We start from the raw sequence: 22561 nt of genomic DNA on the forward strand, positions 1-22561 counted from the left end.
TGGTTATGGCAGTCTCGGATATGATTAACAAGCTCAACACACAGATGAACCTTGAGTTTCACGCATCAAACCTCTACTTGCATCTCAGCGACTGGTGTTCAGAACATAAGCTAAATGGTTCCGCAACCTTCCTGCGGACCCAGGCGCAGAGCAACGTCACGCAGATGATGCGCGTTTTTGATTTTCTGAAACAATCTGGCGCGATGCCGGTTCTGAAGCCAGTGGATATGTCGGATGAATATTGCACCTGCCTGGAAGCCGTTTTCCAGCGCACCCTCGAAGAGTACGAGCAACGCTGCCAGACGCTTCATCAGTTAACCGATGAAGCGCGGAAAATGCAGGACATCTCCACGCTCAACTTCCTGAATGACATTGAAAAAGATCAGCTGCAGGATGGCGTATTACTGAAAACCATCCTCGAAGAAGTTCGCCAGGCGCGCCGCACCGGCATGGGCCTTGAGCAGACCGATCGTCACCTGCTTAACGTTGTAAACTACCAGCATCACTAATCCTGCGTATCCTGCTTAATACCCGGCTCTGCGCCGGGTATTTTCGTTAAAAAAACGTTGCCAACTCTTTGCTTTTTCTGAATTTTAACAAATCAGATCTGGCTCCCATCGAATAACCCTTCTTCGTGTAATGATTTGCAAAATTTTGCATTCTTACACGAGGGATACGCATGATTACCGTTGAGTTTCTGGTCATTATTTTGTGCCTGCTAATCGGCACCCGGTTTGGTGGCATGGGGCTGGGCCTGATAAGCGGCATTGGCCTTTTTATTCTCACTTTTGTCTTTGGTCTGCAGCCCGGTAAACCGCCGGTGGATGTGATGCTGACGATCCTTGCGGTTATCGGCTGTGCGGCCACGCTACAAACTGCCGGCGGGCTGAACGTGATGATGCAGTGCGCCGAACGTCTGCTGCGGCGGCATCCACAACACATCACCCTGCTCGCCCCGTTCACCACCTGGATGCTGACCTTCCTGTGCGGCACCGGCCATGTGGTCTATACCATGTTCCCGATTATTGCCGATATCGCGCTGAAAAAAGGTATCCGCCCGGAGCGGCCTATGGCGGTGGCATCTATTGCCTCACAGATGGCCATCACCGCCTCGCCGGTCTCGGTCGCCGTGGTGTCGCTGGTATCTATCCTGGCCGCGCAGCACGGGATTGGTCACGCGTTTGGCATTCTGGAAATCCTTGCCATCTCCGTTCCGGCCTCGCTGTTCGGCGTGGCGATTGCCGCCCTCTGGAGTTTGCGCCGCGGCAAAGATCTGGCCGACGACGAGGAGTTTCAGGCCCGGTTGCGGGACCCCGAGCAGCGTAAATTCATCTACGGCAGCACCGAGACGTTAATGAATGAGCGTTTCCCGAAGCAGGCGTACTGGTCAACCTGGATCTTCTTTGCCGGTATCGCCGTGGTGGTGCTGCTGGGTGCCCTGCCCGAGCTGCGTCCGGCCTTTGAGGTCAAAGGCAAAATGACGGCGCTGTCGATGAACCTGGTGATCCAGATGATGATGCTGATTGCCGGGGCCGTGATGCTGATGGTCTGCAAGGTCAATGCCGCGTCCATCTCAAACGGGGCGGTATTTAAGGCCGGGATGGTGGCGATCTTCTCGGTATTTGGCGTGGCGTGGATGAGCGACACCTTTTTCCAGGCGCATCTGGAGGAGCTGAAGATTGCCCTGGAAGGGGTGGTGAAAAGTCACCCGTGGACCTATGCGATAGTGCTGTTCCTGGTGTCGAAACTGGTCAACAGCCAGGCGGCTGCATTGACGGCGGTGGCACCAATGGGATTAATGCTGGGGATTGAGCCGAAAATGCTGATCGCTTTCTTCCCGGCGTCATACGGCTATTTTGTGCTGCCCACCTACCCCAGCGATCTTGCCTGCATTGGCTTTGACCGCTCGGGCACCACGCGCATCGGCAGGTTCATTATCAACCACAGCTTTATTTTGCCGGGGCTTATCGGGGTAAGCTGTGCCTGTGCGATGAGCTATCTGCTGGTACAGACCTTTATGTAACTGTCATGCCGGGCGACGCTCGTCGCCCGTTCTCATTATTTTCACAAAACCATTTCTAAATTCAAAACGTCGGTTTATTTTAGTGAGATTCGCCCTGCGGCGTGAACTTCAGCTCAATCAGCGCGATGGCTTTCTGTACGGCGCGTAGCGTGACGGGGTCGGCCGATGCAGGATTGCTGGCGAAATCGATGTTTTTCAGCTGGCTCGACATCTTTTCGCGCACCTCTGCGGGGGCGATGATTTCAATCACATCGAGGATTTGTTTGATGACCAGCTGGCATGCAACGACGTCAGAGATCAGCTCCTGATCGGCACTGAGGTTTTGAGACATAGGCTTCTCCTGTTTGAAAGGCCGCCATAGTAGCAAAACGTCAGCGCTGATGCGGCGTACAGGCACAAAAAAACCTGCCGAAGCAGGTTTTTTTATCAGAACATCGCGCCTGGCGGTACGTCCTTGAAGGTCTTGCAGTAGGATTCGAACATGCTTTTCAGGATTTTGCGCAATTTCATCATTATGCTCCGGCTAAATGTTATGCAGGTGTTATTGTTGATGCGCTTATAATGTGACCTGCGTCACAAAAATCAATCTTTTTGTGATATTCATCACGGCAGTTTATTTAAAGCAAAACAGCGTTCCGATTAAAAATAAAAAGAATTCATGGCGTTAGCAGAGAACTTGTTCCTGTAAATTTTTAAAAAAAAGTTTAAGTGGCAGAGGAAAAATGAGCGAAAAACTCTCCGGCAAAGCGGCAAGCGGGATCTCCCCCGCTGCGCTGTTAGTGGCCGGCGCATTCTTTATGGAGTTCCTGGATGGTACGGTGATCGCCACGGCGCTGCCCGACATGGCGAAGAGCTTTGGCGTGCAGGCGGTGGATCTCAATATCGGCATCAGCGCCTATCTCATCACCCTGGCGGTGCTGATTCCGGCCAGCGGCTGGATCGCCGACCGCTTTGGTGCCCGCAAGGTCTTCACCCTTGCCCTGGCCATCTTTACCCTCGCCTCGGTGCTCTGCGGTCTCGCCACCAGCGTCGATCAGTTCGTCGCCATGCGCGTGCTGCAGGGGATGGGCGGCGCGCTGATGGTGCCGGTTGGTCGCCTCGCCGTGCTGCGCACCACGCCAAAACATCTGTTGATTACCGCCATCGCCACCCTCACCTGGCCCGCGCTGGTGGCGCCCATCATCGGCCCGCCGCTGGGCGGCTTTATTACCAGCTACGCCAACTGGCGCTGGATCTTCTTTATTAACGTCCCCCTGGGGCTGATTGCTATTGTGCTTGCGCTGCGCATCATCCCGGATATCTATGAAGAGACGCGCCGCCCGTTCGATACGCCCGGCTTTATCGCCACCTCGGTTGCCATGGTGAGCCTGGTGTATGCCATGGAGATGATGGGGGCGGAGCAGGTGAATACGACGGTTACCCTCGCGCTGCTGGCGATCGGGATGGTGACCATGATCTATGCCCTGCGCCATTTCAGACGCGCCGAGTGGCCGATGATCCGCCTCGATGCCCTGCAGGTGCCCACGTTTCGCGTGACGATGTTTGGTGGCTCGCTGTTTCGTGCCTCCATCAGCGCCGTGCCGTTTTTGCTGCCGCTGCTCTTTCAGGTGGGATTCGGCATGGACGCGTTCCACTCCGGTTTACTGGTGCTGGCGGTGTTCGTCGGCAACCTGACCATTAAACCCGCCACCACGCCGCTGCTGCGCGGGCTGGGGTTCAAAAAGCTGCTGCTGATTAACGGCGCGCTGAACGTGCTGGCTCTGCTGGCCTGCGCCTTCCTGACGCCGCAAACCCCGGTGTGGGTCATCATGCTGATCCTCTACCTGGGGGGCGTGTTCCGTTCCATTCAGTTTACCGCCATCAGCACCCTCGCCTTCGCCGACGTGCCTTCGCCGCAGATGAGCTATGCAAACACGCTGTTCTCCACCGCGACGCAGCTGGCGGTCGGGCTGGGGATTACGCTCGGTGCTATCGGGATCCGCATCGGCGAGCTGTTTAGTGAATTGCTGGGGATGGAATCTCTACCGGGGATCAGCTTCCGGCTGGCGTTTGTCGCCATTGCGCTGGTCTGTCTGCTGGGGATGGTGGATACGCTGCGGCTGGTGAAAGATGCCGGCAGCGCGGTATCCCGAAAACAGGCATAAAAAAAGCCAGCGCAAGCTGGCTTTAACTGATGTTGGCAACTTAGCCGATAATGCCGCGAACAAAGGCTTCGATCTCTTTGTCCTGGCAGTTCTCAAAGAAGCACTGCTGGAAACGCTGACCGGTCACTGCCGTTTTAACCAGCTCCGGATCGATAGCGCGCAGGGTGTCGAGATAGTTCTCTTTCACCACCGCCGCTTTAACCTGGTTCAGGATGCCCGCGTTACGAACCTGAGGCTCTTTACGCTCTGGCGGATAACCTTCGCCATTACGGCCGGTGAAGGCTTTTTCAAAGATAAAGCGCACGTTCAGCTCAGCGCCCCAGCCGAAGCCTTTCGCGAATGGCAGGGAAAGTGCGTTACCGTTGTTGATCTGCGCAAACAGGAAGGCGTCAGCCGGATCGATGCAGTAACCACACACCACGCCCGGGTGGATGTTCAGGGACATCAGCGCGCCCTGGCCGGTACCGCAACCGGTCACCACGAAATCAACTGCTTTTGAATTCAGCAGGATGCTCGCCATGATCCCCAGGTGAATGTAGGTCAGGTGGTGATCGTTTTCGTCGCTCATCCCAACGTTATAAACCGGGAAACCTTTCTCTTCAGCAACGGCGTTCAATTCCTTGAGGATGATGGCGTTTTTTGGCGCCTGGCTGTTTTCCATCATCAGTGCAATTTTCATTCTTCGTCTCCTGAATGCGATGCGGGGCATCCCGCTGTGAATAGCTTACCTGACCAACCTTACTACTAAGCAAACACACTTTCAAATTAAGTGAAAAATAGTTTCAAAAAACAAAGATGCGCTCACAATTTTGCGATCGTAAGGGTTTTCACCGTCGGCTCAGAACCGTATGACACAGGATTGAAGGAAACGGAGGCTCGTGGCAAAGAGAAGGGACAGAACAGGCGGTTATTCCTGGCATTGCGCTGCGCGTCTGGCGCTAGTATAGGTTATTTCAACGCATTCAGAGTGTTCTATGAAGAGATTATGCACGGTCGGACTGGTGCTGTTGCTGGCTGGTTGCGGCATCACCCGCAAGGCTGAAGTCAGCAGCGTCGATGTCAACTCGGGGGTCGTCAGGCTCGATTATGGTCAGCCACTGTTCCAGACCTCTTATGATGATGCTTACGTAACAAGTGGCACGGCAACCCGCGAATGTCAGGCCATGGGATACAGCACGGCACAGGCCTATGGTCAGCCGATCGAAACCTGTAGCGTGATCAGCGGCTCGCTGTGCCTGAATAAAACCGTGACTATCCAGTATCAGTGCCACGGCTATGCCCCCGCCCCTGCCGTTACGACCTCCGCTTATTACTAATTCTGTTGCCAGCGTCTCTGCTGGCAATAATATTCAGAACACGAAACAGAATAATTCTCATTAATATATTTAAAATAGCCGCAATGCGTTTTATTCCCATTCGTATTATAATTTTTCAAATATTTATTTTACTTTTTGCAAATAAATAAATAACAAATTATAGTGGCGCTCACGTTGACCTGTTAATAATAAAACGGAGCTACACCATGCTTAAAACTGAAATGATCGACAAGCTCAATGAGCAAATGAATCTGGAGCTTTACTCCTCCCTGCTTTACCAACAGATGAGCGCCTGGTGTAGCTATCACAGTTTTGAAGGCGCTGCGGCATTTATGCGTCGCCACGCCCAGGAAGAGATGACACACATGCAGCGTCTCTTTGATTATCTTACCGATACCGGCAGTCTGCCGCGCATCAATCAGGTGGCTTCGCCGTTCGCAGAGTATGCGTCGCTGGACGAACTGTTCCGCGCCACCTACGAGCACGAGCAGCTGATCACCCAGAAAATTAATGAACTGGTTCACGCGTCCATGACCAGCCAGGATTATGGCACCTTTAATTTCCTGCAGTGGTATGTGGCCGAACAGCACGAAGAAGAGAAGCTGTTTAAATCCGTTCTCGATAAACTTTCGCTGGCCGGTAAATCGGGTGAAGGGCTGTACTTTATTGATAAAGAGCTGTCGACGCTCGACGCACAAAATTAATATTCATGCGGCGCCATCGGGCGCCGCGTTATTATTAATGGCAGCAGATTTTACTTTCGTGGGTGGAAAAGCCCGCATCCAGCGGAATAAATTTCCCGCGCTGCCAGAAATGCCACCCACTCCCCCCACTCCCCTTGCGCTGGCGCAGTTATCGCGTTCGGACTTCATCGCCGCCGCGCCTGATTTAACTCGTAAAAATAACTTTACAGACATTGTAACGTCGGTTTGACGAACCTGAGCTTTTCCCTTACTCTGCGCCGCAGATTTTGTCGTCGTGACGTTGGGTTTTAGAGGAAAACGTGAAGAACAGAACGCTGGGTAGTATTTTTATCGTCGCCGGAACGACGATTGGAGCCGGGATGCTGGCGATGCCGCTGGCTGCTGCGGGCGTCGGATTTGGCGTTACGCTGGTGTTACTGGGCGTACTATGGGCGCTGATGTGTTATACCGCCCTGCTGCTGCTTGAGGTGTATCAGCACGTTCCCGCCGATACCGGGCTGGGGTCGCTGGCCGGGCGTTATCTGGGGCGATTCGGCCAGTGGATCACTGGCTTCAGCATGATGTTCCTGATGTATGCCCTCACCGCGGCCTATATCAGCGGAGCCGGGGAGCTGATCGCCTCCAGCGTCAACGACTGGTTCAACGCCGATATCTCCCCTACTACTGGCGTGATCTTCTTTACCCTGATTGGCGGGGGCGTGGTCTGCGTCGGCACCTCGCTGGTGGATCTGTTTAACCGCTTCCTGTTCTCGGCAAAAATTATTTTCCTCGTGGTGATGCTGGCGCTGCTTGCGCCGCACATTCATAAGGTCAACTTACTGACGCTGCCGCTGGAGAAAGGGTTAGCGCTATCGGCCATCCCGGTGATTTTTACCTCGTTTGGTTTCCACGGTAGCGTGCCGAGCATCGTCAGCTATATGAACGGCAACGTGCGTAAGCTGCGCTGGATCTTTATTACCGGCAGCGCCATTCCGCTGGTGGCCTACATCTTCTGGCAGATGGTGACGCTCGGCAGCATTAACTCGTCGAGCTTTATGGGGATGCTGGCCAGCCACAGCGGGCTTAACGGGCTGCTGCAGGCCCTGCGTGAAGTGGTTGCGTCGCCGCACGTTGAGCTGGCGGTGCATCTGTTTGCCGACCTCGCGCTGGCGACCTCTTTCCTCGGCGTGGCGCTGGGTCTGTTTGATTATCTGGCAGATCTGTTCCAGCGCAGCCGGACGGTGAGCGGACGCATCCAGACCGGGGCGATCACCTTCCTGCCGCCGCTGGCCTTTGCTCTGTTCTATCCACGCGGGTTTGTGATGGCGTTGGGCTATGCGGGGGTTGCGCTGGCGGTACTGGCACTGCTGTTGCCATCGCTGCTGGTCTGGCAAAGCCGTAAACACCACCCTGACGGCGACTACCGGGTGCCTGGCGGTAAGCCTGCGCTCTGTCTGGTCTTTGCCTGCGGGATCGTGATAATCCTCGTGCAGTTCGGAATTGCGGCGGGTCTGTTGCCGGAAGTGGGATAAAGCGCATTAATGTCCGGCGGCGCTTCGCTTGCGCGGGCCTACGAAGGGTTTTGTAGGCCGGGTAAGCGAAGCGCCACCCGGCAGAAATGGGCGCTGTTAATGCAGACAGCAGTTCTTGAATTTTTTGCCGCTGCCGCACGGACAAGGGTCGTTACGCCCTACTTTGGTGCCGTTGATCACCGGCTGCTGAGCGACCGGCTCTTGCGGGTTGGCAATCCAGTAGTTATAGAGGCGCAGCGCTGCCGGGCGAATGCCCTCAATGCTCTGCTGGAACTCCTCTTCGGTTAAGGTATCCAGACGATCAAAGTTCTCTTCGGAACCGTGCAGCGCAATCAGATCCAGATCGGCGCGCAGGGACTCCGGCAGGGACGACCAGTCGGTCAGCGCCACGCCGCGCATATAGCCGAAGCACCACTCTTCCACCACGGTATAGGTTTGCCCCTCGACATCGTTCATGCCGAACATCGGTTCAAACTGATCCGGGTAGTCGCTCAGGCGCTCGGCGATATCGTTCATATGCTTGAAGCAGAGATCGATAAAGCGGTTCATCTCGCGATCGTTCTTCCAGCGCGGAATGTTTTTCTCCCCGCCCCATACCGCCACCAGCCAGCGATCCGGCTCAACCACCATCGGGCCAGACAGTACCGCGGTCAGCATGCCGTCGAGTTCTGAGACGTCCATAACGGACTCGTCGTCATGACCGTAGGTCATTAAGGTCTCTTCCAGCCACTCCATTTCGGTTTCGTTTAACGGGCCTTGGGTCATGGTGCTTCTCCTGCAGAATAGATTTGCGTGCAGGGTAACACAGAAACCGCGCCTCCCCCTGCTAATTGCGCGGGCTATGCTGGTGCAAAATGGCGCAAATCGTGACCGTTGCACAACTTATGTGCTTTGTTGTTAATGAGATGTGATCCCCGCTGTAATTTCACTTCGTGCCGCCGGGTGGCTTAAAACGGCGCTCTATACTGAAAATTGTCGAAACATGGCAATAGCTGCCCGTTCTGGCAACCATTTTGCTTAACGTTGTTCTGTCGAGGAGATGCGTCAGAAAACCTCGCCTGTTTCTGCAGTTTGTCGTCCGTATAGTGCAGTCCGTTTAGTGCAATGCTTTTGGATTGGGTACGCCTCATGGCGTTCGACTACACAGGGTTCGTGCAAAAAACCACTCAGAAAAGGTACATAATAATGTCGCTGAAATTCATCAGAAGTCCTCTTTCTCTTGTAATGGCAGGCTGCCTGGTCACGGCGTTTTCCGCCCAGGCTGATATCGTGATTGGCGTGGCGGGTCCCTTTACCGGGCCGAACGCAACGTACGGGGATCAGTACTGGCACGGCGCAACGCAGGCTGCGGAAGACATCAACGCCGCGGGCGGCATTAATGGCGAGAAGATCAAACTGGTGCAGGGAGATGACGCCTGTGAACCGAAACAGGCCGTCTCGGTTGCCAACCGTCTGGTTGACCAGGATAAAGTCAAAGCCGTGGTCGGCCACTTTTGCTCCTCCTCCACCATGCCGGCCTCCGAGGTCTATAACGACGCGGGCGTGCTGGCGATCACCCCAGGCTCCACTAACCCGCAGATCACCGAGCGCGGCATGAGCGACATGTTCCGCATGTGCGGACGCGACGACCAGCAGGGCCAGGTCGCCAGCGATTTCATTATTGATAAGCTGAAAGCCAAACGGGTGGTGATCATCCACGACAAAGATACCTACGGCCAGGGTCTGGCGGATGCCACCAAAGCGGCGCTGGCGAAACGCGGCGTTAAGGACGTGATGTACGAAGGGCTGTCGCGCGGTGAGAAAGACTTTAACGCCCTGGTGACCAAAATTGGCGCCCAGAAGCCGGACGTGGTCTTCTTCGGCGGTTGTCACCCGGAAGCGGGTCCGCTGGTGCGTCAGATGCGTGAGCAGGGCGTGCAGGCGAAATTCTTCTCCGGAGACTGCATCGTCAACGAAGAGATGGTCACCGCCGCCGGTGGCGCGCAGTACACCAACGGCATCTACATGACCTTCGGCAAAGATCCACGCCTGATCCCGGAAGGCAAAGCGGTGATCGAGAAGTTCCGCGCCAGCAAGTTTGAGCCGGAAGGCTACACCCTCTACTCCTACGCCTCTATCCAGGCCATTGCTGCGGCCTTTAAAGCCGCCGGCGGCGCCGATCCGGCCAAAGCCAGCGAATGGCTGAAGGCCAATTCGGTGGATACCGTGATGGGCAAAAAATCCTGGGACAGCAAAGGTGACCTGAAAGTCTCCGACTACGTGGTGTACCAGTGGGACGACAAAGGTAAATATAAGGAAGTGCAGTAACCGGACGGAATCACGCTCAACGTCGGTATGGCGACATGCCGACGCACTATAACCAACGGGCCGCCTCCCCCGCGGCCTGAAACACGAGCGCGCGATGATGGAAACTTTCTTTCTGCAGCAGTTAATCAATGGCTTAACGCTGGGCTCCGTCTACGGATTGATAGCCATCGGCTACACCATGGTATACGGCATTATCGGCATGATTAACTTCGCCCACGGCGAAGTGTATATGATCTCCGCCTACCTCTGCGCTATCGGCCTGGCGCTCCTCTCCTTCTTCGGACTGGAATCTTTCCCGCTGCTGATCCTCGGCACGCTGGTCTTTACCATCGTGGTGACGGGGGTGTACGGCTGGACCATCGAGCGCATCGCCTATAAGCCACTGCGTAACTCCACGCGTCTGGCCCCGCTGATCTCCGCCATCGGCATGTCGCTGATCCTGCAAAACTACGCCCAGATCAGCCAGGGTCCGCGCCAGCAGGGGGTGCCTACCATGCTGGACGGCGTGCTGCGCTTCCACATTGGCGAAGGCTTTGTGCAGATCACCTACACCAAGGTCTTTATTCTTATCGCCTCGTTCACCGGCATGCTGGTGCTCACCTGGATAATCAGCAATACCCGTTTAGGGCGGATGTGCCGCGCGGTGCAGCAGGACCGCAAGATGGCGTCAATTCTGGGTATTAATACCGACCGGATCATCTCCCTGGTGTTTGTGATTGGCGCGGCGATGGCCGGACTGGCGGGGGTGCTGATCACCATGAACTACGGCACCTTTGATTTTTACGCCGGGTTTATCATCGGCATTAAGGCCTTTACCGCCGCCGTGCTCGGGGGGATCGGCTCCCTGCCGGGCGCCATGTTAGGGGGACTTATCCTTGGCATTGCCGAGGCGCAGTTCTCCGGGATGGTGAACTCCGATTATAAAGATGTGTTCTCCTTTGGATTGCTGGTGGTGATCCTTATTTTCCGTCCTCAGGGACTGCTTGGCCGCCCTGTCGTGGCCAAAGTATGAGGGAAGCAAAATGACGTCACAGATCGTTTCGCAGCCCGTGGCGCACGACGGGTTTTCACTTAAACGCTGCATCCTCGATGCCATTTTTGCCGGGATGGTCGCGCTGATTATCTTTGGCCCGGTGGCGGGCGTGGTGCTGGATGGCTACAGCTTTAACTTCGAAGGGCGGCGGCTGGTGTGGATCATCGCCACGGTGATGACCGGGCGTTTTTTACTCAGCGCCTTCTTAATGACCGCGCCGGGCAGACGCGTGCTGGCGCGTTTCGATAACGATAACTCGGGGGTGTACGTCCGCCCGCCGGAGTACAAAAGCCGGATGCGCTGGATCCTGCCGCTGATCGTCACCCTGGCGGTCTGCTTCCCGTTTGTTGCCACCAAATACGTGCTGACGGTGGCGATCCTCGGGTTGATCTACGTCCTGCTCGGGCTCGGGCTGAACATCGTGGTCGGGCTCGCGGGGCTGTTGGATCTGGGCTATGTCGCCTTTTACGCCATTGGCGCCTACGGGCTGGCGCTGGGCTATCAGTATCTGGGGCTCGGCTTCTGGACCATGCTGCCGCTGGCGGCGCTGATGGCCGCCGCCGCCGGGGCCTTGCTGGGCTTCCCTGTGCTGCGAATGCACGGCGATTATCTGGCGATTGTGACCCTCGGCTTTGGGGAGATCATCCGCCTGGTGCTGAACAACTGGCTGACCTTTACCGGCGGGCCGAACGGTATCTCCGCCCCGCCCCCCACCTTGTTCGGGCTGGAGTTTGGTCGTCGGGCGAAAGATGGCGGCGTGCCGTTCCATGAGTTCTTCAACCTGACGTTTAACCCGAACCTGAAGTTCATCTTTATCTACGCCATTCTGCTGCTGGTGGTGCTGCTGGTGCTCTACATCAAGCACCGCCTGACGCGGATGCCCATCGGTCGCGCCTGGGAAGCCCTGCGCGAAGACGAGATCGCCTGCCGCTCCATGGGGCTTAACCATGTGCTGGTGAAGCTCTCGGCCTTTACCCTCGGGGCTTCTACCGCCGGGATTGCCGGGGTGTTCTTCGCCACCTATCAGGGATTCGTAAACCCCACCTCGTTCACCTTCTTTGAGTCGGCCCTGATCCTCGCCATCGTGGTGTTGGGCGGGATGGGTTCCACCGTCGGGGTGGTGCTGGCGGCCTTTGTCCTGACCGTCACCCCGGAACTGTTGCGTACCTTTGCCGAGTACCGCGTGCTGCTGTTTGGCGTCCTGATGGTGGTGATGATGATCTGGCGACCGCGCGGGCTGATCCGCATCAACCGCACCGGCTTTGCGGTGCGTAAGGGCGTGGCGCCATGAACGGGACCATCTTAAGCGTTGAGCATCTGATGATGCATTTTGGCGGCATCAAAGCGTTAAACGACGTTAATCTTGAGGTCCAGCGCGGTTCGATCACCGCCCTGATCGGACCGAACGGCGCGGGTAAAACCACGGTCTTCAACTGCCTGACCGGTTTTTACCGCGCCTCTGGGGGCAATATTCTGTTCAATACCCGGAGCAAAACCACCAACGTTATTCAGGTCCTCGGGCAGAAATTCCAGCCGGGGGACTGGATCAATCCGGCGCAGTTCGGCCAGCGGTTGTTCTACAAAATGTTTGGCGGCACTCACCTGGTGAACCGCGCCGGGCTGGCGCGTACCTTCCAGAATATCCGCCTGTTCCGCGAGATGTCGGTGGTGGAGAACCTGCTGGTGGCCCAGCATATGCGGGTGAACCGCAACCTGCTGGCCGGGGTGCTGAATACGCCTGCATACCGCAAGGCGGAAAGCGACGCCCTGGACAGGGCTTTCTACTGGCTGGAGGTGGTGGACCTGGTGGACTGCGCTAACCGGCTCGCGGGCGAGATGTCCTACGGCCAGCAGCGGCGGCTCGAAATCGCCCGCGCCATGTGCACCGGGCCGGAGATGATCTGTCTCGACGAGCCCGCCGCCGGGCTGAACCCGGTGGAGACGCACACCCTGAGCAACATCATTCGCTATCTGCGGGATCACCATGACATCACGGTGCTTCTGATTGAGCATGATATGGGGATGGTGATGGAGATCTCCGATCACATCATCGTGCTCGACCACGGGGATGTGATTGCCCAGGGGAAACCGGAGCAGATCCAGCACGACGAAAAAGTCATTGCCGCCTATCTGGGCACCGATGAGAGCGAGGTCAGCGTATGAGTGAGGCAATGCTGGAGTTTCGTCAGGTGGACGTTTACTACGGGGTGATCCAGGCCCTGAAGCAGGTCTCCCTTCAGGTGCATCCCGGCGAGACCGTGGCGCTGATCGGTGCCAACGGGGCCGGAAAATCGACGTTGCTGATGTCGATTTTCGGCCAGCCGCGGGTACGTAACGGGCAGATCCTCTTTTGCGGCGATGACATCAGCCATAAATCGACCCACTATGTGGCGTCGGGCGGCATTGCCCAGGCCCCGGAAGGACGGCGCATCTTCCCGGATATGACCGTCGAAGAGAATCTGCTGATGGGCACCATCCCCATCGGCAATCAGTATGCGGCGGAGGATCTGCAGACGATGTTCGACCTGTTTCCTCGCCTGAAGGAGCGGCGCAAGCAGCGGGCGATGACCATGTCCGGCGGCGAGCAGCAGATGCTGGCCATAGCCCGTGCCCTGATGAGCCGGCCCAAATTACTACTGCTGGATGAGCCGAGCCTGGGGTTAGCGCCCATCGTGGTGAAACAGATTTTCCAGACCCTGCGGGAGCTGGCGCGCAACGGGATGACGATTTTTCTCGTGGAGCAGAACGCGCACCACGCCCTTAAGCTCTCCGACCGCGGCTATGTGATGGTCAACGGGCAGCTCCGCCTGAGCGGCAGCGGCGAAGAGCTGCTGGGCAATCAGGATGTCAGAAAAGCCTATCTGGGGGGCGTGTAACCGTTATGCGGGGCTGACCCGCTACGGATGGAGATCGTCCGGCAGCTGGTCGTAGTCCACCTTTTGCAGCTTAAAGTTGGTCACCCAGGATTTGCCCGCATCCTGCTCCGAGACAAACGGGTAGGACGGCGTCAGCTCTTTCGTCTGGATCCCGGTCCACGCCGAGAAGAAATCGAGGAAATCATTGGCGGAACGCCGGGCGTTGATCAGCCGGTGTTCTGTATCGTCGCTCGACATGATCATAAACGGTACCTGATAGTTTTGCTGGTAAGCATCACCGTGGGCCATATATTGCCCCCCGGTCAGGCGGGCTTTATAGGTGAGACCGTGATCGGAGAAGTAGACCATCGAGAAAGTTTCGCCGGTGTTCTGCAGCTGCTGATAGAGCTGCTTTAACAGGGCGTCGGTCTGGGTGATGCTGTAGATATAGCATGAGGTCTCTTTCGACTGCACGAACTCGACGTATTTACCCTGGGTGCGTTCGCAGGCCTGCGGGTGGGAGCCCATCAGATGCAAAACGATCAGCCGGGTCTCCTTGCGCGGAGCTGCAAGCACCTGCTGCGTCATCTGCAATAAGGCTTCATCCCGGGGATTGTTTTCATCTTCGTAGTAACCCTTTCTGAGAAACTGCACGTCATCGGCCCGCTTCGCAATACTGGCAATGGCCGTATCGTACTCGCCAATCTGCCCCTGATTGGAGAACCACCAGGTCTGGAATCCGGCGCGATTCGCCAGGGTGACAAAGTTGTTCTGATACTCCGGGGTATCACCGCTGACCCGGCTCAGGGAGTGCCCGAGGGAGGTTTGCGTGGAGGCGCTGGAGGAGACGAAATTGGTAAAGAGCGTTCCCTTCACAGCGCTGGCAAAGGGGGTGTTATTCCACTGCCCGCCAAAGGCGCCCAGCGCATCCCGGCGCGCGCTTTCGCCGATCACCACCACGTAGTTCTGGTAGCGGGGCTTTACCCCCAGCACGGTCCAGTTGTCCTTCATTTTGGCCAGTTCCAGCATATGGGCTTTTTCCGTGACCACTTCCCGGTTGTTGATCACCACGTCCTTCACGAAGCGGAATACCGGATAGCCCACGTCCAGCAGAGTGAAGTGCCCCCAGTACACCAGGTTTTTAAGGGGGGTCATAAAGAAACAGAGAACGGCGAAAACCAGATACAGCATATCTAAACGGCGCAAAGCCTGTCTGGGGATAATTTTACGCCGTAGCGCAATCACGCCCAATGCCAGAATAACCAATGACACCAGGTAGCTGTGCCACGGGAATATCGTCAGGATCTCGACGGACTCATTAAAATTAGTGGAATGTAATGCTAAAAGCGTATTGAAATTAGGCGCACCATAGGCTTGTTGAAAAGGAAAGTACAGGGCGGCCAGCAGACTACAGAGGGCAATAACCCCTTTCTGCAGGCGGGGAGTTATTCGCCAGAGTACTAACAGCACGCAGCAAAATGCCACAGAATAGATTGGGCTGAATGAATAGCCGAAAGAATAGTTTATCAGCACCGATTGCAGATAATAAAAGGCGATCCAGGGATTAAGCGTAATATCGCGGATCCACAGGGTATATTTGCTGGCTGTTATATTCATATTTATCGTAATCCGCAGTTTGTCGCAGCGAAACGCTAACGACAAGGATCAACAAACCGCCGGGAAAGGCGATATATGGATAAAAATGGATCGCAGTATGGAGAAACTTATCAAAAGATAGAGTGCGCGGGCGGGAAGATCAACGTTTCGTAACAATATATTTATAAAACTGAAGCCGTATCATCATAATTTATACATAATTGTGTGGTAATACACCTTTCCCGCATTCACGGGAAAGGCTGGAATACACTATATAAAAATTAAGCCATAATGCATTGGCATTATATTTACAGCTTTTCAATATGATTTAGCTTGGCTGAATAACCTGTTTTCGCCACCGCCTTTAATAATGTCTCCGTCGGGAAACCTTCTGCGACGATAACTTCAGTCTGGCGGGTTTTTAATGAGGCTTTTGCCTTCACTACCCCTTCCGTTTCACGCAGCGCCTGGTTGACCGAAATGACGCACAACGGACAGGTCATGCCCTGCACATCCAGCACCACCTTTTGATTTGCGGCGTGGGCAAACAGCGGCAGCAGTAAACATGCGCTAATCAACAGTCGTTTCATTCCATCACCTCATAAACCCAGGCCACCACCGTGGGATAGAACAGTACCAGCAGCAGCACCGGCAGCGAAAGCCAGAACAGGAAACGCATCTGCCCCAGGGTTAAGCGTCCGGTACACCACAGCCGTTTAGAAAAATAGAGCCGCCAGAACACCCGCAGCATCAGCCCCAGGGAGAGCAGGATCATGGGAACTCGCAGGAACTCGAGCTGGCTGAGCCCGGCAAAACCGGCCGCCGAGATGCCAAACAGCAGATACAGCAGCGGCCCGACGCAGCACAGCCCGGCGGTAACGGCAGCCGCGGCTGCCGTCAGCAGGGTAAGGCCTGCACCCTTAGCGTTGTTCTGTTGAGACATAGTTGTACGCGAACACCTTTGGATCGTAGAAATTGAGCGGATCGCCGTCCACTTCGGCATACGGATAGCCAAAGTTATTGACTGCGCCCTGCTCTGTCGCCGGGTACAGTTCAAAATCGCGCCCGTAGTTGAAGCCCACCCAGTTCATCTCCCAGTTGCCAAACAGATAAGTGTTTACCGCCTGCACATCGGGATTCTGATGGGCTTTTTTCTCCGCCAGACGCATCTTGGTGACGTCCGCCGGGTCGCACGGCAGCCAGCCGTACCCTGCCAGATAGAACTCCGCCCGGCAGTGCTGCCCGCCGCTGACGTCCGCCACGCCCGCACTGTCGGCTTTGCCGAAGGCGCTGGCAGAGTAGCGTTCCAGCTTGTTGGCTCTGCCCAGACGAATGCCGAACAGCTCCCGCGCCGGGATACCGCTGGCGCGCGCCAGGGCGACAAACACCGAGCTGATGTCGGTGCATTTGCCGCTGAGCTTGCCGCTTTGCAGAATGGTCGCCACATCGCCGGTGCCGCAGCCAATCACGTCGTTATCGCGCTCCATATGGCTGCTGACCCATTCGTAGATCAGGCGCGCTTTCTTGAGCGGATCGGTCTCGCCTGCGGTAATTTTTTCCGCCGTTTCGCGCACCAGGCCATCCACCGGGGTATGCGTCGTTGGCAGCAGATACGGCTTCACCGCCAGCGGGTAAACAATCTGCTCCGGCGCCTGCCAGTTTTTCAGCGCATCGTGCTTCAGCGGCTCCCAGTCTGCGGTTTCGATCTCCAGATCGAGCTTAAGCAGCAGATCGCCTTCGCTTTTCGGCCAGGTCGCAAACAGGGTTTTCGCACCGTAAGTATTGTTGGTGGTGACGTACGCCTGCTGGTAGTTGCCGGTAAAGGACAGTCCGGTCATCTGCTGAAAGGCGGTATCTACCGGGAGCGGGATCCAGAGTTTGACCACGCCGCTGGAGCCCTGCGGCGGTGCCAGCTTATAGGTTTGTGATAAGACAAAACGGCGGCGCATTACCGGGGCGGCGGGTGCTACGTTGGTTTTCACCGTCTGGCTGGCCACGGCCGGGCCCACTAAACCTGCGGCAGAGAGAAGAACGCTATTTTTAAGAAATTGTCGACGCTGCATGGCTATCTGTCCCTTGAAAATGAGTCTGGCGTCGGCGACACGGGCCGCAAGCACAGAGGAACATCACAGAAGACAGGCACTGGCGCGAAGCGATGGGGTTTATTCATCAATAACAGACCTGTTAACTGTGAATGAAAGAAATTTTTGAGACGGTATTAGGCGCTTTTCAGCCCCTGTTGTACAGGCCTGAAGTCAAAAAAAGGGGCTGTTATCCGTAAAATTGCAGGGAAAAATGCGAGGGCCGACGCGCCGCTGACAGACGACACACCGATCTTAATAGGTGACGGGAATCTCAAATCAGAGCATTGGCATAATAGTCCATGCCATAAGCCAGTAGTTCCATAACATTATAAATATGAAAACCCTACTGTTAATTCTTTAATACCGCAGCGTTAAGAGGCTATTTCCCATGGTGTTTTCGGGGGTAAAGTCTGTGAGGGAATGCGTTATTTCACCTAATATTAAAAATGCACACGGGTATGTCAAACAGCGAAACAACGTTATCACTATCATTTATTTTCACCACCATTCAGAGGTATGAGATGAGTAAAATGTGCTTAACAAAATTATTGTCGGCTGGTTTGCTCGGATTGATGGTCTTTTCCACTTCCGCAATGGCGAAAGAAATTGAAGTGGTCAATATTTCAAAGATTGATGGCATGCCCTGGTTTAATCGCATGGGGGAAGGTGTCACCCAGGCAGGTAAAGATCTCGGCATTAAAGCCTCTCAGGTAGGCCCTTCCAGCACCGACGCCCCACAGCAGGTCAAAATTATTGAGGACTTAATCGCGAAAAAAGTTTCAGCGATCGGGATTGTGCCAAATGATGCCGATGTCCTCGAGCCGGTATTCAAAAAGGCGCGCGAGGCCGGCATCGTGGTGTTAACCAATGAATCCCCCGGACAACCCAGCGCAAACTGGGATGTCGAAATTATTGATAACGAAAAATTCGCCGCCGACAACGTTGAAGAGATGGCAAAAGCCATGGGCGGTAAAGGGGGCTATGTTATTTACGTTGGCAGCCTGACCGTGCCACAACATAACCTGTGGGCGGATTTGTTCGTGAAATACCAGAAGGAGCACTACCCGGATATGCATGAAGTCACCAGCCGTATGCCGGTGGCCGAGAATATCGACGATGCCCGCCGCACCACCATCGATCTGATGAAAGCCCACCCGGACATGAAAGGGATTGTCTCCTTTGGCTCCCAGGGGCCAATTGGCGCAGGCCGCGCGGTGAAAGAGAAGCGTGCGAAAGGCAAAGTCTTCGTGTACGGCATGATGATCCCGTCCCAGGCCGCTTCGCTGATCAAAAGCGGTGATATCGCCATGGGCATCACCTACGACCCGGCCTCCGCGGGTTACGCCATTACCGCCGTCGCCGACAAGGTCCTGAAAGGGGAAGAGATTACTCAGGGCCTGGATATCCCGAACCTCGGCAAAGCCGATGTGGATAGCGAAAAACGCATCATTAAATTCCATAAAGTCCTGCGCGTGACCAAAGAGAATATCGACAGCCTGTATTAATCCGTTGGTTCTGCACGCCCTGCTCTCAGGGCGTGCCGTCTGAGCCCAAAAGAGGTAGTCATGGAGCCGTTTATTTCACTGGGTCATATCAGCAAAACGTTCTACGGTGTGAAAGCGCTGGATAATATCGCTTTGACGTTATTTCCCGGGGAGGTTCACTGTCTGGCCGGGCAGAACGGCTGTGGTAAATCCACGCTGATTAAAATTATTTCCGGCGTCTATAAACCCGATCCCGGGTTTGAAATCGTGATCGACGGTAAAAGCTGGTCGCATCTCTCCCCCATCGACTCGGTCAAAGCCGGGATCCAGGTTATCTATCAGGATCTCTCCCTGTTTCCGAATCTCACCGTGGCGGAGAACATCGGTATCCACCAGCATCACCGCAATCTGCTGGTGAATAAGAAAGAGATCCGGCTCATCGCCGCGCTCACCGTGAAAAGCATTGAAGCGGAACTGGATCTGGATGCGAACGTGGAGTCCCTGCCCATTGCCCAGCGCCAGATTGTGGCGATCTGCCGGGCGCTGGCCCAGGAAGCCAGGCTGATTATTATGGATGAGCCCACTGCCTCGCTCACCATGCAGGAGGTAAAAGGACTCCTGCGGGTGATCGGCGATTTAAAGAAGAGGAACATCTGCGTCGTGTTTGTCAGCCACCGTCTGGATGAAGTGCTCTCTATCTCCGACCGTATCAGCGTGCTGAAAAATGGCACTCTGGTGGGCACCTTCCCTGCCAGCGAGATCAATAATAAAAAACTGGCTTACCTGATGACCGGGAAAGAATTTTCGTATGCGGTACTGCCGCCGATTGAAAAATTGGGCGAGGTGGCACTGACGGTTAATAACCTCACTAAACAGCACCAGTATAAAGACATCTCTTTTAAGCTCCATCAGGGGGAGATCCTGGCCATCACCGGGCTGCTGGGCGCGGGCAGGACAGAGCTGTGCCTGAGCCTGTTCGGGCTTACGCAACCCGATGCCGGGGAGATACTGCTGGAAGGCAAAGCAGTACATTTCGCCAGCAACCGGGATGCGATCAATGCCGGTATCGGCTATGTCTCTGAAGACCGCATGAGCACCGGCCTGGTGATGGACCAGTCGATCAATGACAATATTATCTCCACCGTTCTCCGCCGCCTGAAAACGCCGTTCAGATTGTTAGACAGATCCAGAGCGGACCGCATCGTCACCGATTTAGTTGAGCAGCTGAGCATTAAAATTGGCAGCGTGGATCTGCCCGTCAATACCCTCTCCGGGGGCAACGCCCAGCGCGTGGCGATTGCCAAATGGCTGGCGATCAATCCAAAGGTCCTGATCCTGGACTCCCCCACCGTCGGGGTCGACATCGCTAACAAAGCGGGGATCTATCAAATCATCTCCGCCCTTTCCCGCCAGGGGATTGCGGTACTGATGATCACCGATGAGATCGATGAGGCGTTCTTTAACAGCCACCGCATTTTAGTCATGCGCAAGGGTGAGATCGTGGCAGAAATCCTGCCGGATAAGACCTCGGAAGCGGCGCTGGCGGAGGTGGTCAATGGTTAATAAATTCGGGGTGAAAACCCATGAGCTGTTTTTGGGCCTGACCATCATCGTTATTGGCGGCTATCTGTCGTTTGCCAGCAGCGATTTTCTGACGCTCGGCAATATCTACGACCTGATCAACAACTACGCCATGCTCACCATTCTGGCCTGCGGCCTTTTTATTGTGCTGATTTCCGGCGGGATCGATATCTCCTTTCCGGCCATGACCATCATCTCCCAGTACGTGATGGTCACCCTGATTCAGGACACTACCGGCAACTTTGCCATCGCTTTTGCGCTCTCCGGCGGGCTGGGGCTGCTGCTCGGATTGATTAACGCCACGCTGGTTAATCGCCTTAACGTGCCTTCCATCATTATTACTATTTCTACCCTCAATATTTTTTACGGCCTGCTGCTCTACCTGACCAAAGGAGTCTGGCTGTACAGCTACCCTGAGTGGTTTGAACAGGGAGTGATGCTGTTCAAATTCACCGCCGCAGACGGCTACGACTACGGCCTGAGCCTGCCGATCATCACCCTTTTAGTCGTGGTGGCGTTAACCGGCTTTATCATGAATAAAACCAGCGCCGGACGGATGATTTACGCCATGGGCGGGAATCGCGAGGCGGCCTCCCGGATGGGATTCGGCATCTTTAAAATGCAGCTGTTTGTTTATGGCTATATGGGGCTGATGTCCGGGGTGGCAGGCGTGGTGCAATCCGCCACCGTCTTAACCGTTGCGCCCGACTCCCTGCTGGGCTATGAGCTGACGGTGCTTGCCGCCGTGGTGTTAGGCGGCACCAGCATCGTCGGCGGACGCGGCACCTTGCTCGGCACCCTGCTGGGGGTCATTTTACTGGCCGTATTACAGAACGGCCTAAATTTGTTAGGGATCTCCTCGTACTGGCATACGGTGGTCACCGGTGTCGTGATCGTCACCAGTATCAGCATGACGGCATGGAGTCAGCGCAAAGGTCAGGGAGTCGTCGTATGAGTACCAATAAAACCCAGGATCGCGTCGAGATATACCTGACCGTGCTCATCGCTGCGGTCGTTATCACATTCAGCTTCCTTATTCCTTCGGTGTTCTGGTCGTCAGCCAACTTCCAGTCCATCGCCTCACAGATGCCGATCCTCGGCGTGCTGGCCCTTGCGATGGCGGTGACTATCCTCACCGGGGGGATTAACCTGTCGATCATCGCCACCATGAATGCCTGCGGGCTGGTGATGGCCTGGGTCGCTACCCACTATCCGCCGACCTTCAGCAGCCTGCTGCTGGTTCTCGCGGCCGGTTTAGTTATGGCGCTGGTTATTGGCTCGGTAATCGGTTTTTTGATCGCCGTAGTGCGGGTCTCGCCGATATTAGCCACCCTTGGCATCATGACCCTGCTGAAGGGCATTAATATCCTGATCTCCAAAGGCTCGGCGATCTCTAACTTCCCGGATTACATTCTGGTCATTAACAGCACCAATGTTCTCGGTATCCCGCTGCCGCTGCTGGTCTTTCTGGCGGTGGTCGTCGCGCTGTGGGTGATCCTTGAAAAATCCGCCTTCGGGCGAACCCTCTACCTGATCGGCTCTAACGAACAGGCGACCCACTACTCCGGGATCAACACCCGTAAAACCCTTATCTGGGTCTATGTGCTCTCTTCAGTCCTGTGCGTGATTGCCGCCCTGCTAATGATGTCGAAACTCAACTCGGCCAAGGCCTCCTACGGTGAGTCTTATCTGCTGGTGTCGATTCTGGCGGCGGTTCTCGGCGGGGTGAACCCGGATGGGGGCTTTGGTAAGGTCTTTGGCATGGTGATGGCGCTTGTTTTATTGCAGATGCTGGAGAGCGGCCTGAACATTCTGGGGGTAAGCAGCTACATCACCATGGCCCTGTGGGGCGGATTGCTGTTAGCGTTTATCTTCCTGAAAGGGGCGCGGCTCTCGCGTCTGTTTGGCAAACCCTGACTGTCC

24 protein-coding genes are annotated in these 22561 nt (G+C 55.5%); 16 read left to right on the top strand and 8 right to left on the bottom strand.

What is annotated here, in order from left to right; genetic code table 11:
• The first annotated feature begins 5 nt into the window (after positions 1 to 5).
• Positions 6 to 509 (top strand): non-heme ferritin-like protein, encoded by a 504-nt coding sequence (locus FHN83_RS02390; RefSeq protein WP_138369372.1) that lies wholly within the window; start codon positions 6 to 8, stop codon positions 507 to 509.
• Between the two features lie 170 nt (positions 510 to 679).
• Positions 680 to 2023, top strand: coding sequence for an anaerobic C4-dicarboxylate transporter (locus FHN83_RS02395; RefSeq protein ID WP_139563149.1), 1344 nt, complete (start codon positions 680 to 682; stop codon positions 2021 to 2023).
• Between the two features lie 79 nt (positions 2024 to 2102).
• Here the strand turns inward: FHN83_RS02395 and FHN83_RS02400 are convergent, their stop codons facing one another.
• Positions 2103 to 2354 carry a DUF2766 family protein gene (locus tag FHN83_RS02400; protein ID WP_039030868.1) on the bottom strand — a complete coding sequence of 84 codons (252 nt, stop codon included), beginning with the start codon at positions 2352 to 2354 and terminating at the stop codon, positions 2103 to 2105.
• A gap of 95 nt (positions 2355 to 2449) precedes the next feature.
• The gene (gene azuC, locus FHN83_RS02405) at positions 2450 to 2533 is read right to left on the bottom strand and encodes a stress response protein AzuC (RefSeq protein ID WP_098946254.1); all 84 of its coding nucleotides are present in this window, start codon (positions 2531 to 2533) and stop codon (positions 2450 to 2452) included.
• Positions 2534 to 2745: 212 nt separating this feature from the next.
• Between azuC and FHN83_RS02410 the strand changes: the two genes are divergently transcribed.
• Positions 2746 to 4167, top strand: a complete 1422-nt coding sequence (locus FHN83_RS02410; protein WP_139563150.1) for an MFS transporter — start codon at positions 2746 to 2748, stop codon at positions 4165 to 4167.
• Between the two features lie 40 nt (positions 4168 to 4207).
• Here the strand turns inward: FHN83_RS02410 and FHN83_RS02415 are convergent, their stop codons facing one another.
• The gene (locus FHN83_RS02415; protein ID WP_032612023.1) at positions 4208 to 4846 is read right to left on the bottom strand and encodes an RpiB/LacA/LacB family sugar-phosphate isomerase; all 639 of its coding nucleotides are present in this window, start codon (positions 4844 to 4846) and stop codon (positions 4208 to 4210) included.
• 295 nt (positions 4847 to 5141) lie between these two features.
• On the opposite strand from FHN83_RS02415, the gene yecR reads away from it, so the two are divergent.
• From yecR to tyrP, 4 genes are all read left to right on the top strand, one after another.
• Positions 5142 to 5483: a YecR family lipoprotein gene (gene yecR / locus FHN83_RS02420; protein ID WP_039030870.1), complete on the top strand. Its 342-nt coding sequence runs from the start codon at positions 5142 to 5144 to the stop codon at positions 5481 to 5483.
• A gap of 206 nt (positions 5484 to 5689) precedes the next feature.
• Positions 5690 to 6187 (top strand): non-heme ferritin, encoded by a 498-nt coding sequence (gene ftnA / locus FHN83_RS02425; protein ID WP_139563151.1) that lies wholly within the window; start codon positions 5690 to 5692, stop codon positions 6185 to 6187.
• A gap of 37 nt (positions 6188 to 6224) precedes the next feature.
• Complete coding sequence (locus FHN83_RS28380; protein WP_218015342.1) at positions 6225 to 6416, top strand: hypothetical protein; 192 nt, start codon at positions 6225 to 6227, stop codon at positions 6414 to 6416.
• A 70-nt stretch (positions 6417 to 6486) separates the two neighbouring features.
• A complete protein-coding gene (tyrP, locus tag FHN83_RS02435) occupies positions 6487 to 7698 on the top strand; it encodes a tyrosine transporter TyrP (RefSeq protein ID WP_139563152.1) in 1212 nt (403 codons plus the stop codon).
• Between the two features lie 96 nt (positions 7699 to 7794).
• Here tyrP and FHN83_RS02440 read toward each other — a convergent pair whose 3' ends face one another.
• A complete protein-coding gene (locus tag FHN83_RS02440; protein ID WP_039030873.1) occupies positions 7795 to 8463 on the bottom strand; it encodes a YecA family protein in 669 nt (222 codons plus the stop codon).
• Positions 8464 to 8883: 420 nt separating this feature from the next.
• On the opposite strand from FHN83_RS02440, the gene FHN83_RS02445 reads away from it, so the two are divergent.
• The 5 genes from FHN83_RS02445 (at position 8884) to FHN83_RS02465 (ending at position 13914) form a co-directional block, all read left to right on the top strand.
• Positions 8884 to 10005 (top strand): branched-chain amino acid ABC transporter substrate-binding protein, encoded by a 1122-nt coding sequence (locus FHN83_RS02445; RefSeq protein ID WP_138369377.1) that lies wholly within the window; start codon positions 8884 to 8886, stop codon positions 10003 to 10005.
• Between the two features lie 97 nt (positions 10006 to 10102).
• Positions 10103 to 11017, top strand: coding sequence for an ABC transporter permease subunit (locus FHN83_RS02450; RefSeq protein WP_039030925.1), 915 nt, complete (start codon positions 10103 to 10105; stop codon positions 11015 to 11017).
• A 10-nt stretch (positions 11018 to 11027) separates the two neighbouring features.
• The gene (gene livM / locus FHN83_RS02455; protein WP_171029936.1) at positions 11028 to 12329 is read left to right on the top strand and encodes a high-affinity branched-chain amino acid ABC transporter permease LivM; all 1302 of its coding nucleotides are present in this window, start codon (positions 11028 to 11030) and stop codon (positions 12327 to 12329) included.
• The gene (locus FHN83_RS02460) at positions 12326 to 13201 is read left to right on the top strand and encodes an ATP-binding cassette domain-containing protein (protein WP_039030875.1); all 876 of its coding nucleotides are present in this window, start codon (positions 12326 to 12328) and stop codon (positions 13199 to 13201) included. The genes livM and FHN83_RS02460 overlap by 4 nt, the downstream gene beginning before the upstream one ends.
• Positions 13198 to 13914 (top strand): ABC transporter ATP-binding protein, encoded by a 717-nt coding sequence (locus tag FHN83_RS02465; RefSeq protein WP_139563153.1) that lies wholly within the window; start codon positions 13198 to 13200, stop codon positions 13912 to 13914. The genes FHN83_RS02460 and FHN83_RS02465 overlap by 4 nt, the downstream gene beginning before the upstream one ends.
• 21 nt (positions 13915 to 13935) lie before the next feature.
• On the opposite strand, the gene FHN83_RS02470 is transcribed toward FHN83_RS02465, so the two are convergent.
• From FHN83_RS02470 to FHN83_RS02485, 4 genes are all read right to left on the bottom strand, one after another.
• Positions 13936 to 15510, bottom strand: a complete 1575-nt coding sequence (locus FHN83_RS02470; protein ID WP_139563154.1) for a phosphoethanolamine transferase — start codon at positions 15508 to 15510, stop codon at positions 13936 to 13938.
• Between the two features lie 287 nt (positions 15511 to 15797).
• Positions 15798 to 16079, bottom strand: coding sequence for a heavy-metal-associated domain-containing protein (locus FHN83_RS02475; protein ID WP_138369380.1), 282 nt, complete (start codon positions 16077 to 16079; stop codon positions 15798 to 15800).
• Entirely contained in the window at positions 16076 to 16432 is a 357-nt protein-coding gene (locus FHN83_RS02480; protein WP_139563155.1) for a mercuric transporter MerT family protein, read from the bottom strand. The genes FHN83_RS02475 and FHN83_RS02480 overlap by 4 nt, the downstream gene beginning before the upstream one ends.
• Positions 16410 to 17552, bottom strand: coding sequence for a transglutaminase-like domain-containing protein (locus FHN83_RS02485; RefSeq protein WP_139563156.1), 1143 nt, complete (start codon positions 17550 to 17552; stop codon positions 16410 to 16412). Before FHN83_RS02485 ends, FHN83_RS02480 begins: the two co-directional genes overlap by 23 nt.
• A 542-nt stretch (positions 17553 to 18094) precedes the next feature.
• On the opposite strand from FHN83_RS02485, the gene FHN83_RS02490 reads away from it, so the two are divergent.
• Genes FHN83_RS02490 through FHN83_RS02505 form a run of 4 tightly spaced genes read left to right on the top strand, consistent with a single transcriptional unit; the run spans position 18095 to position 22555 of the window.
• On the top strand, positions 18095 to 19078 hold the full coding sequence (locus FHN83_RS02490) for an autoinducer 2 ABC transporter substrate-binding protein (RefSeq protein WP_039030881.1): 984 nt from the start codon (positions 18095 to 18097) through the stop codon (positions 19076 to 19078).
• Positions 19079 to 19138: 60 nt separating this feature from the next.
• A complete protein-coding gene (locus FHN83_RS02495; protein ID WP_139563157.1) occupies positions 19139 to 20620 on the top strand; it encodes a sugar ABC transporter ATP-binding protein in 1482 nt (493 codons plus the stop codon).
• Positions 20613 to 21593: an ABC transporter permease gene (locus tag FHN83_RS02500; RefSeq protein WP_139563158.1), complete on the top strand. Its 981-nt coding sequence runs from the start codon at positions 20613 to 20615 to the stop codon at positions 21591 to 21593. Before FHN83_RS02495 ends, FHN83_RS02500 begins: the two co-directional genes overlap by 8 nt.
• The gene (locus FHN83_RS02505; protein WP_139563159.1) at positions 21590 to 22555 is read left to right on the top strand and encodes an ABC transporter permease; all 966 of its coding nucleotides are present in this window, start codon (positions 21590 to 21592) and stop codon (positions 22553 to 22555) included. The genes FHN83_RS02500 and FHN83_RS02505 overlap by 4 nt, the downstream gene beginning before the upstream one ends.
• The last annotated feature ends 6 nt before the right edge of the window (positions 22556 to 22561 follow it).

The organism is Leclercia adecarboxylata (assembly GCF_006171285.1).
Classification (GTDB): Bacteria; Pseudomonadota; Gammaproteobacteria; order Enterobacterales; family Enterobacteriaceae; genus Enterobacter; species Enterobacter barmai.

Excerpts from the sequence above, each read along its gene's own strand:
- FHN83_RS02485 (WP_139563156.1), bottom strand. The coding sequence starts at position 17,552 with ATGCAGCGTCGACAATTTCTTAAAAATAGCGTTCTTCTCTCTGCCGCA.
- FHN83_RS02480 (WP_139563155.1), bottom strand. The coding sequence starts at position 16,432 with ATGTCTCAACAGAACAACGCTAAGGGTGCAGGCCTTACCCTGCTGACG.
- FHN83_RS02465 (WP_139563153.1), top strand. The coding sequence starts at position 13,198 with ATGAGTGAGGCAATGCTGGAGTTTCGTCAGGTGGACGTTTACTACGGG.
- FHN83_RS02505 (WP_139563159.1), top strand. The coding sequence starts at position 21,590 with ATGAGTACCAATAAAACCCAGGATCGCGTCGAGATATACCTGACCGTG.
- FHN83_RS02410 (WP_139563150.1), top strand. The coding sequence starts at position 2,746 with ATGAGCGAAAAACTCTCCGGCAAAGCGGCAAGCGGGATCTCCCCCGCT.
- FHN83_RS02450 (WP_039030925.1), top strand. The coding sequence starts at position 10,103 with ATGGAAACTTTCTTTCTGCAGCAGTTAATCAATGGCTTAACGCTGGGC.
- FHN83_RS02440 (WP_039030873.1), bottom strand. The coding sequence starts at position 8,463 with ATGACCCAAGGCCCGTTAAACGAAACCGAAATGGAGTGGCTGGAAGAG.
- FHN83_RS02445 (WP_138369377.1), top strand. The coding sequence starts at position 8,884 with ATGTCGCTGAAATTCATCAGAAGTCCTCTTTCTCTTGTAATGGCAGGC.
- azuC (WP_098946254.1), bottom strand. The coding sequence starts at position 2,533 with ATGAAATTGCGCAAAATCCTGAAAAGCATGTTCGAATCCTACTGCAAG.
- FHN83_RS02495 (WP_139563157.1), top strand. The coding sequence starts at position 19,139 with ATGGAGCCGTTTATTTCACTGGGTCATATCAGCAAAACGTTCTACGGT.
- FHN83_RS02415 (WP_032612023.1), bottom strand. The coding sequence starts at position 4,846 with ATGAAAATTGCACTGATGATGGAAAACAGCCAGGCGCCAAAAAACGCC.
- FHN83_RS02475 (WP_138369380.1), bottom strand. The coding sequence starts at position 16,079 with ATGAAACGACTGTTGATTAGCGCATGTTTACTGCTGCCGCTGTTTGCC.
- FHN83_RS02470 (WP_139563154.1), bottom strand. The coding sequence starts at position 15,510 with ATGAATATAACAGCCAGCAAATATACCCTGTGGATCCGCGATATTACG.
- FHN83_RS02500 (WP_139563158.1), top strand. The coding sequence starts at position 20,613 with ATGGTTAATAAATTCGGGGTGAAAACCCATGAGCTGTTTTTGGGCCTG.
- FHN83_RS02400 (WP_039030868.1), bottom strand. The coding sequence starts at position 2,354 with ATGTCTCAAAACCTCAGTGCCGATCAGGAGCTGATCTCTGACGTCGTT.
- ftnA (WP_139563151.1), top strand. The coding sequence starts at position 5,690 with ATGCTTAAAACTGAAATGATCGACAAGCTCAATGAGCAAATGAATCTG.
- yecR (WP_039030870.1), top strand. The coding sequence starts at position 5,142 with ATGAAGAGATTATGCACGGTCGGACTGGTGCTGTTGCTGGCTGGTTGC.
- FHN83_RS02390 (WP_138369372.1), top strand. The coding sequence starts at position 6 with ATGGCAGTCTCGGATATGATTAACAAGCTCAACACACAGATGAACCTT.
- livM (WP_171029936.1), top strand. The coding sequence starts at position 11,028 with ATGACGTCACAGATCGTTTCGCAGCCCGTGGCGCACGACGGGTTTTCA.
- FHN83_RS02490 (WP_039030881.1), top strand. The coding sequence starts at position 18,095 with ATGAGTAAAATGTGCTTAACAAAATTATTGTCGGCTGGTTTGCTCGGA.
- FHN83_RS02395 (WP_139563149.1), top strand. The coding sequence starts at position 680 with ATGATTACCGTTGAGTTTCTGGTCATTATTTTGTGCCTGCTAATCGGC.
- FHN83_RS28380 (WP_218015342.1), top strand. The coding sequence starts at position 6,225 with ATGGCAGCAGATTTTACTTTCGTGGGTGGAAAAGCCCGCATCCAGCGG.
- FHN83_RS02460 (WP_039030875.1), top strand. The coding sequence starts at position 12,326 with ATGAACGGGACCATCTTAAGCGTTGAGCATCTGATGATGCATTTTGGC.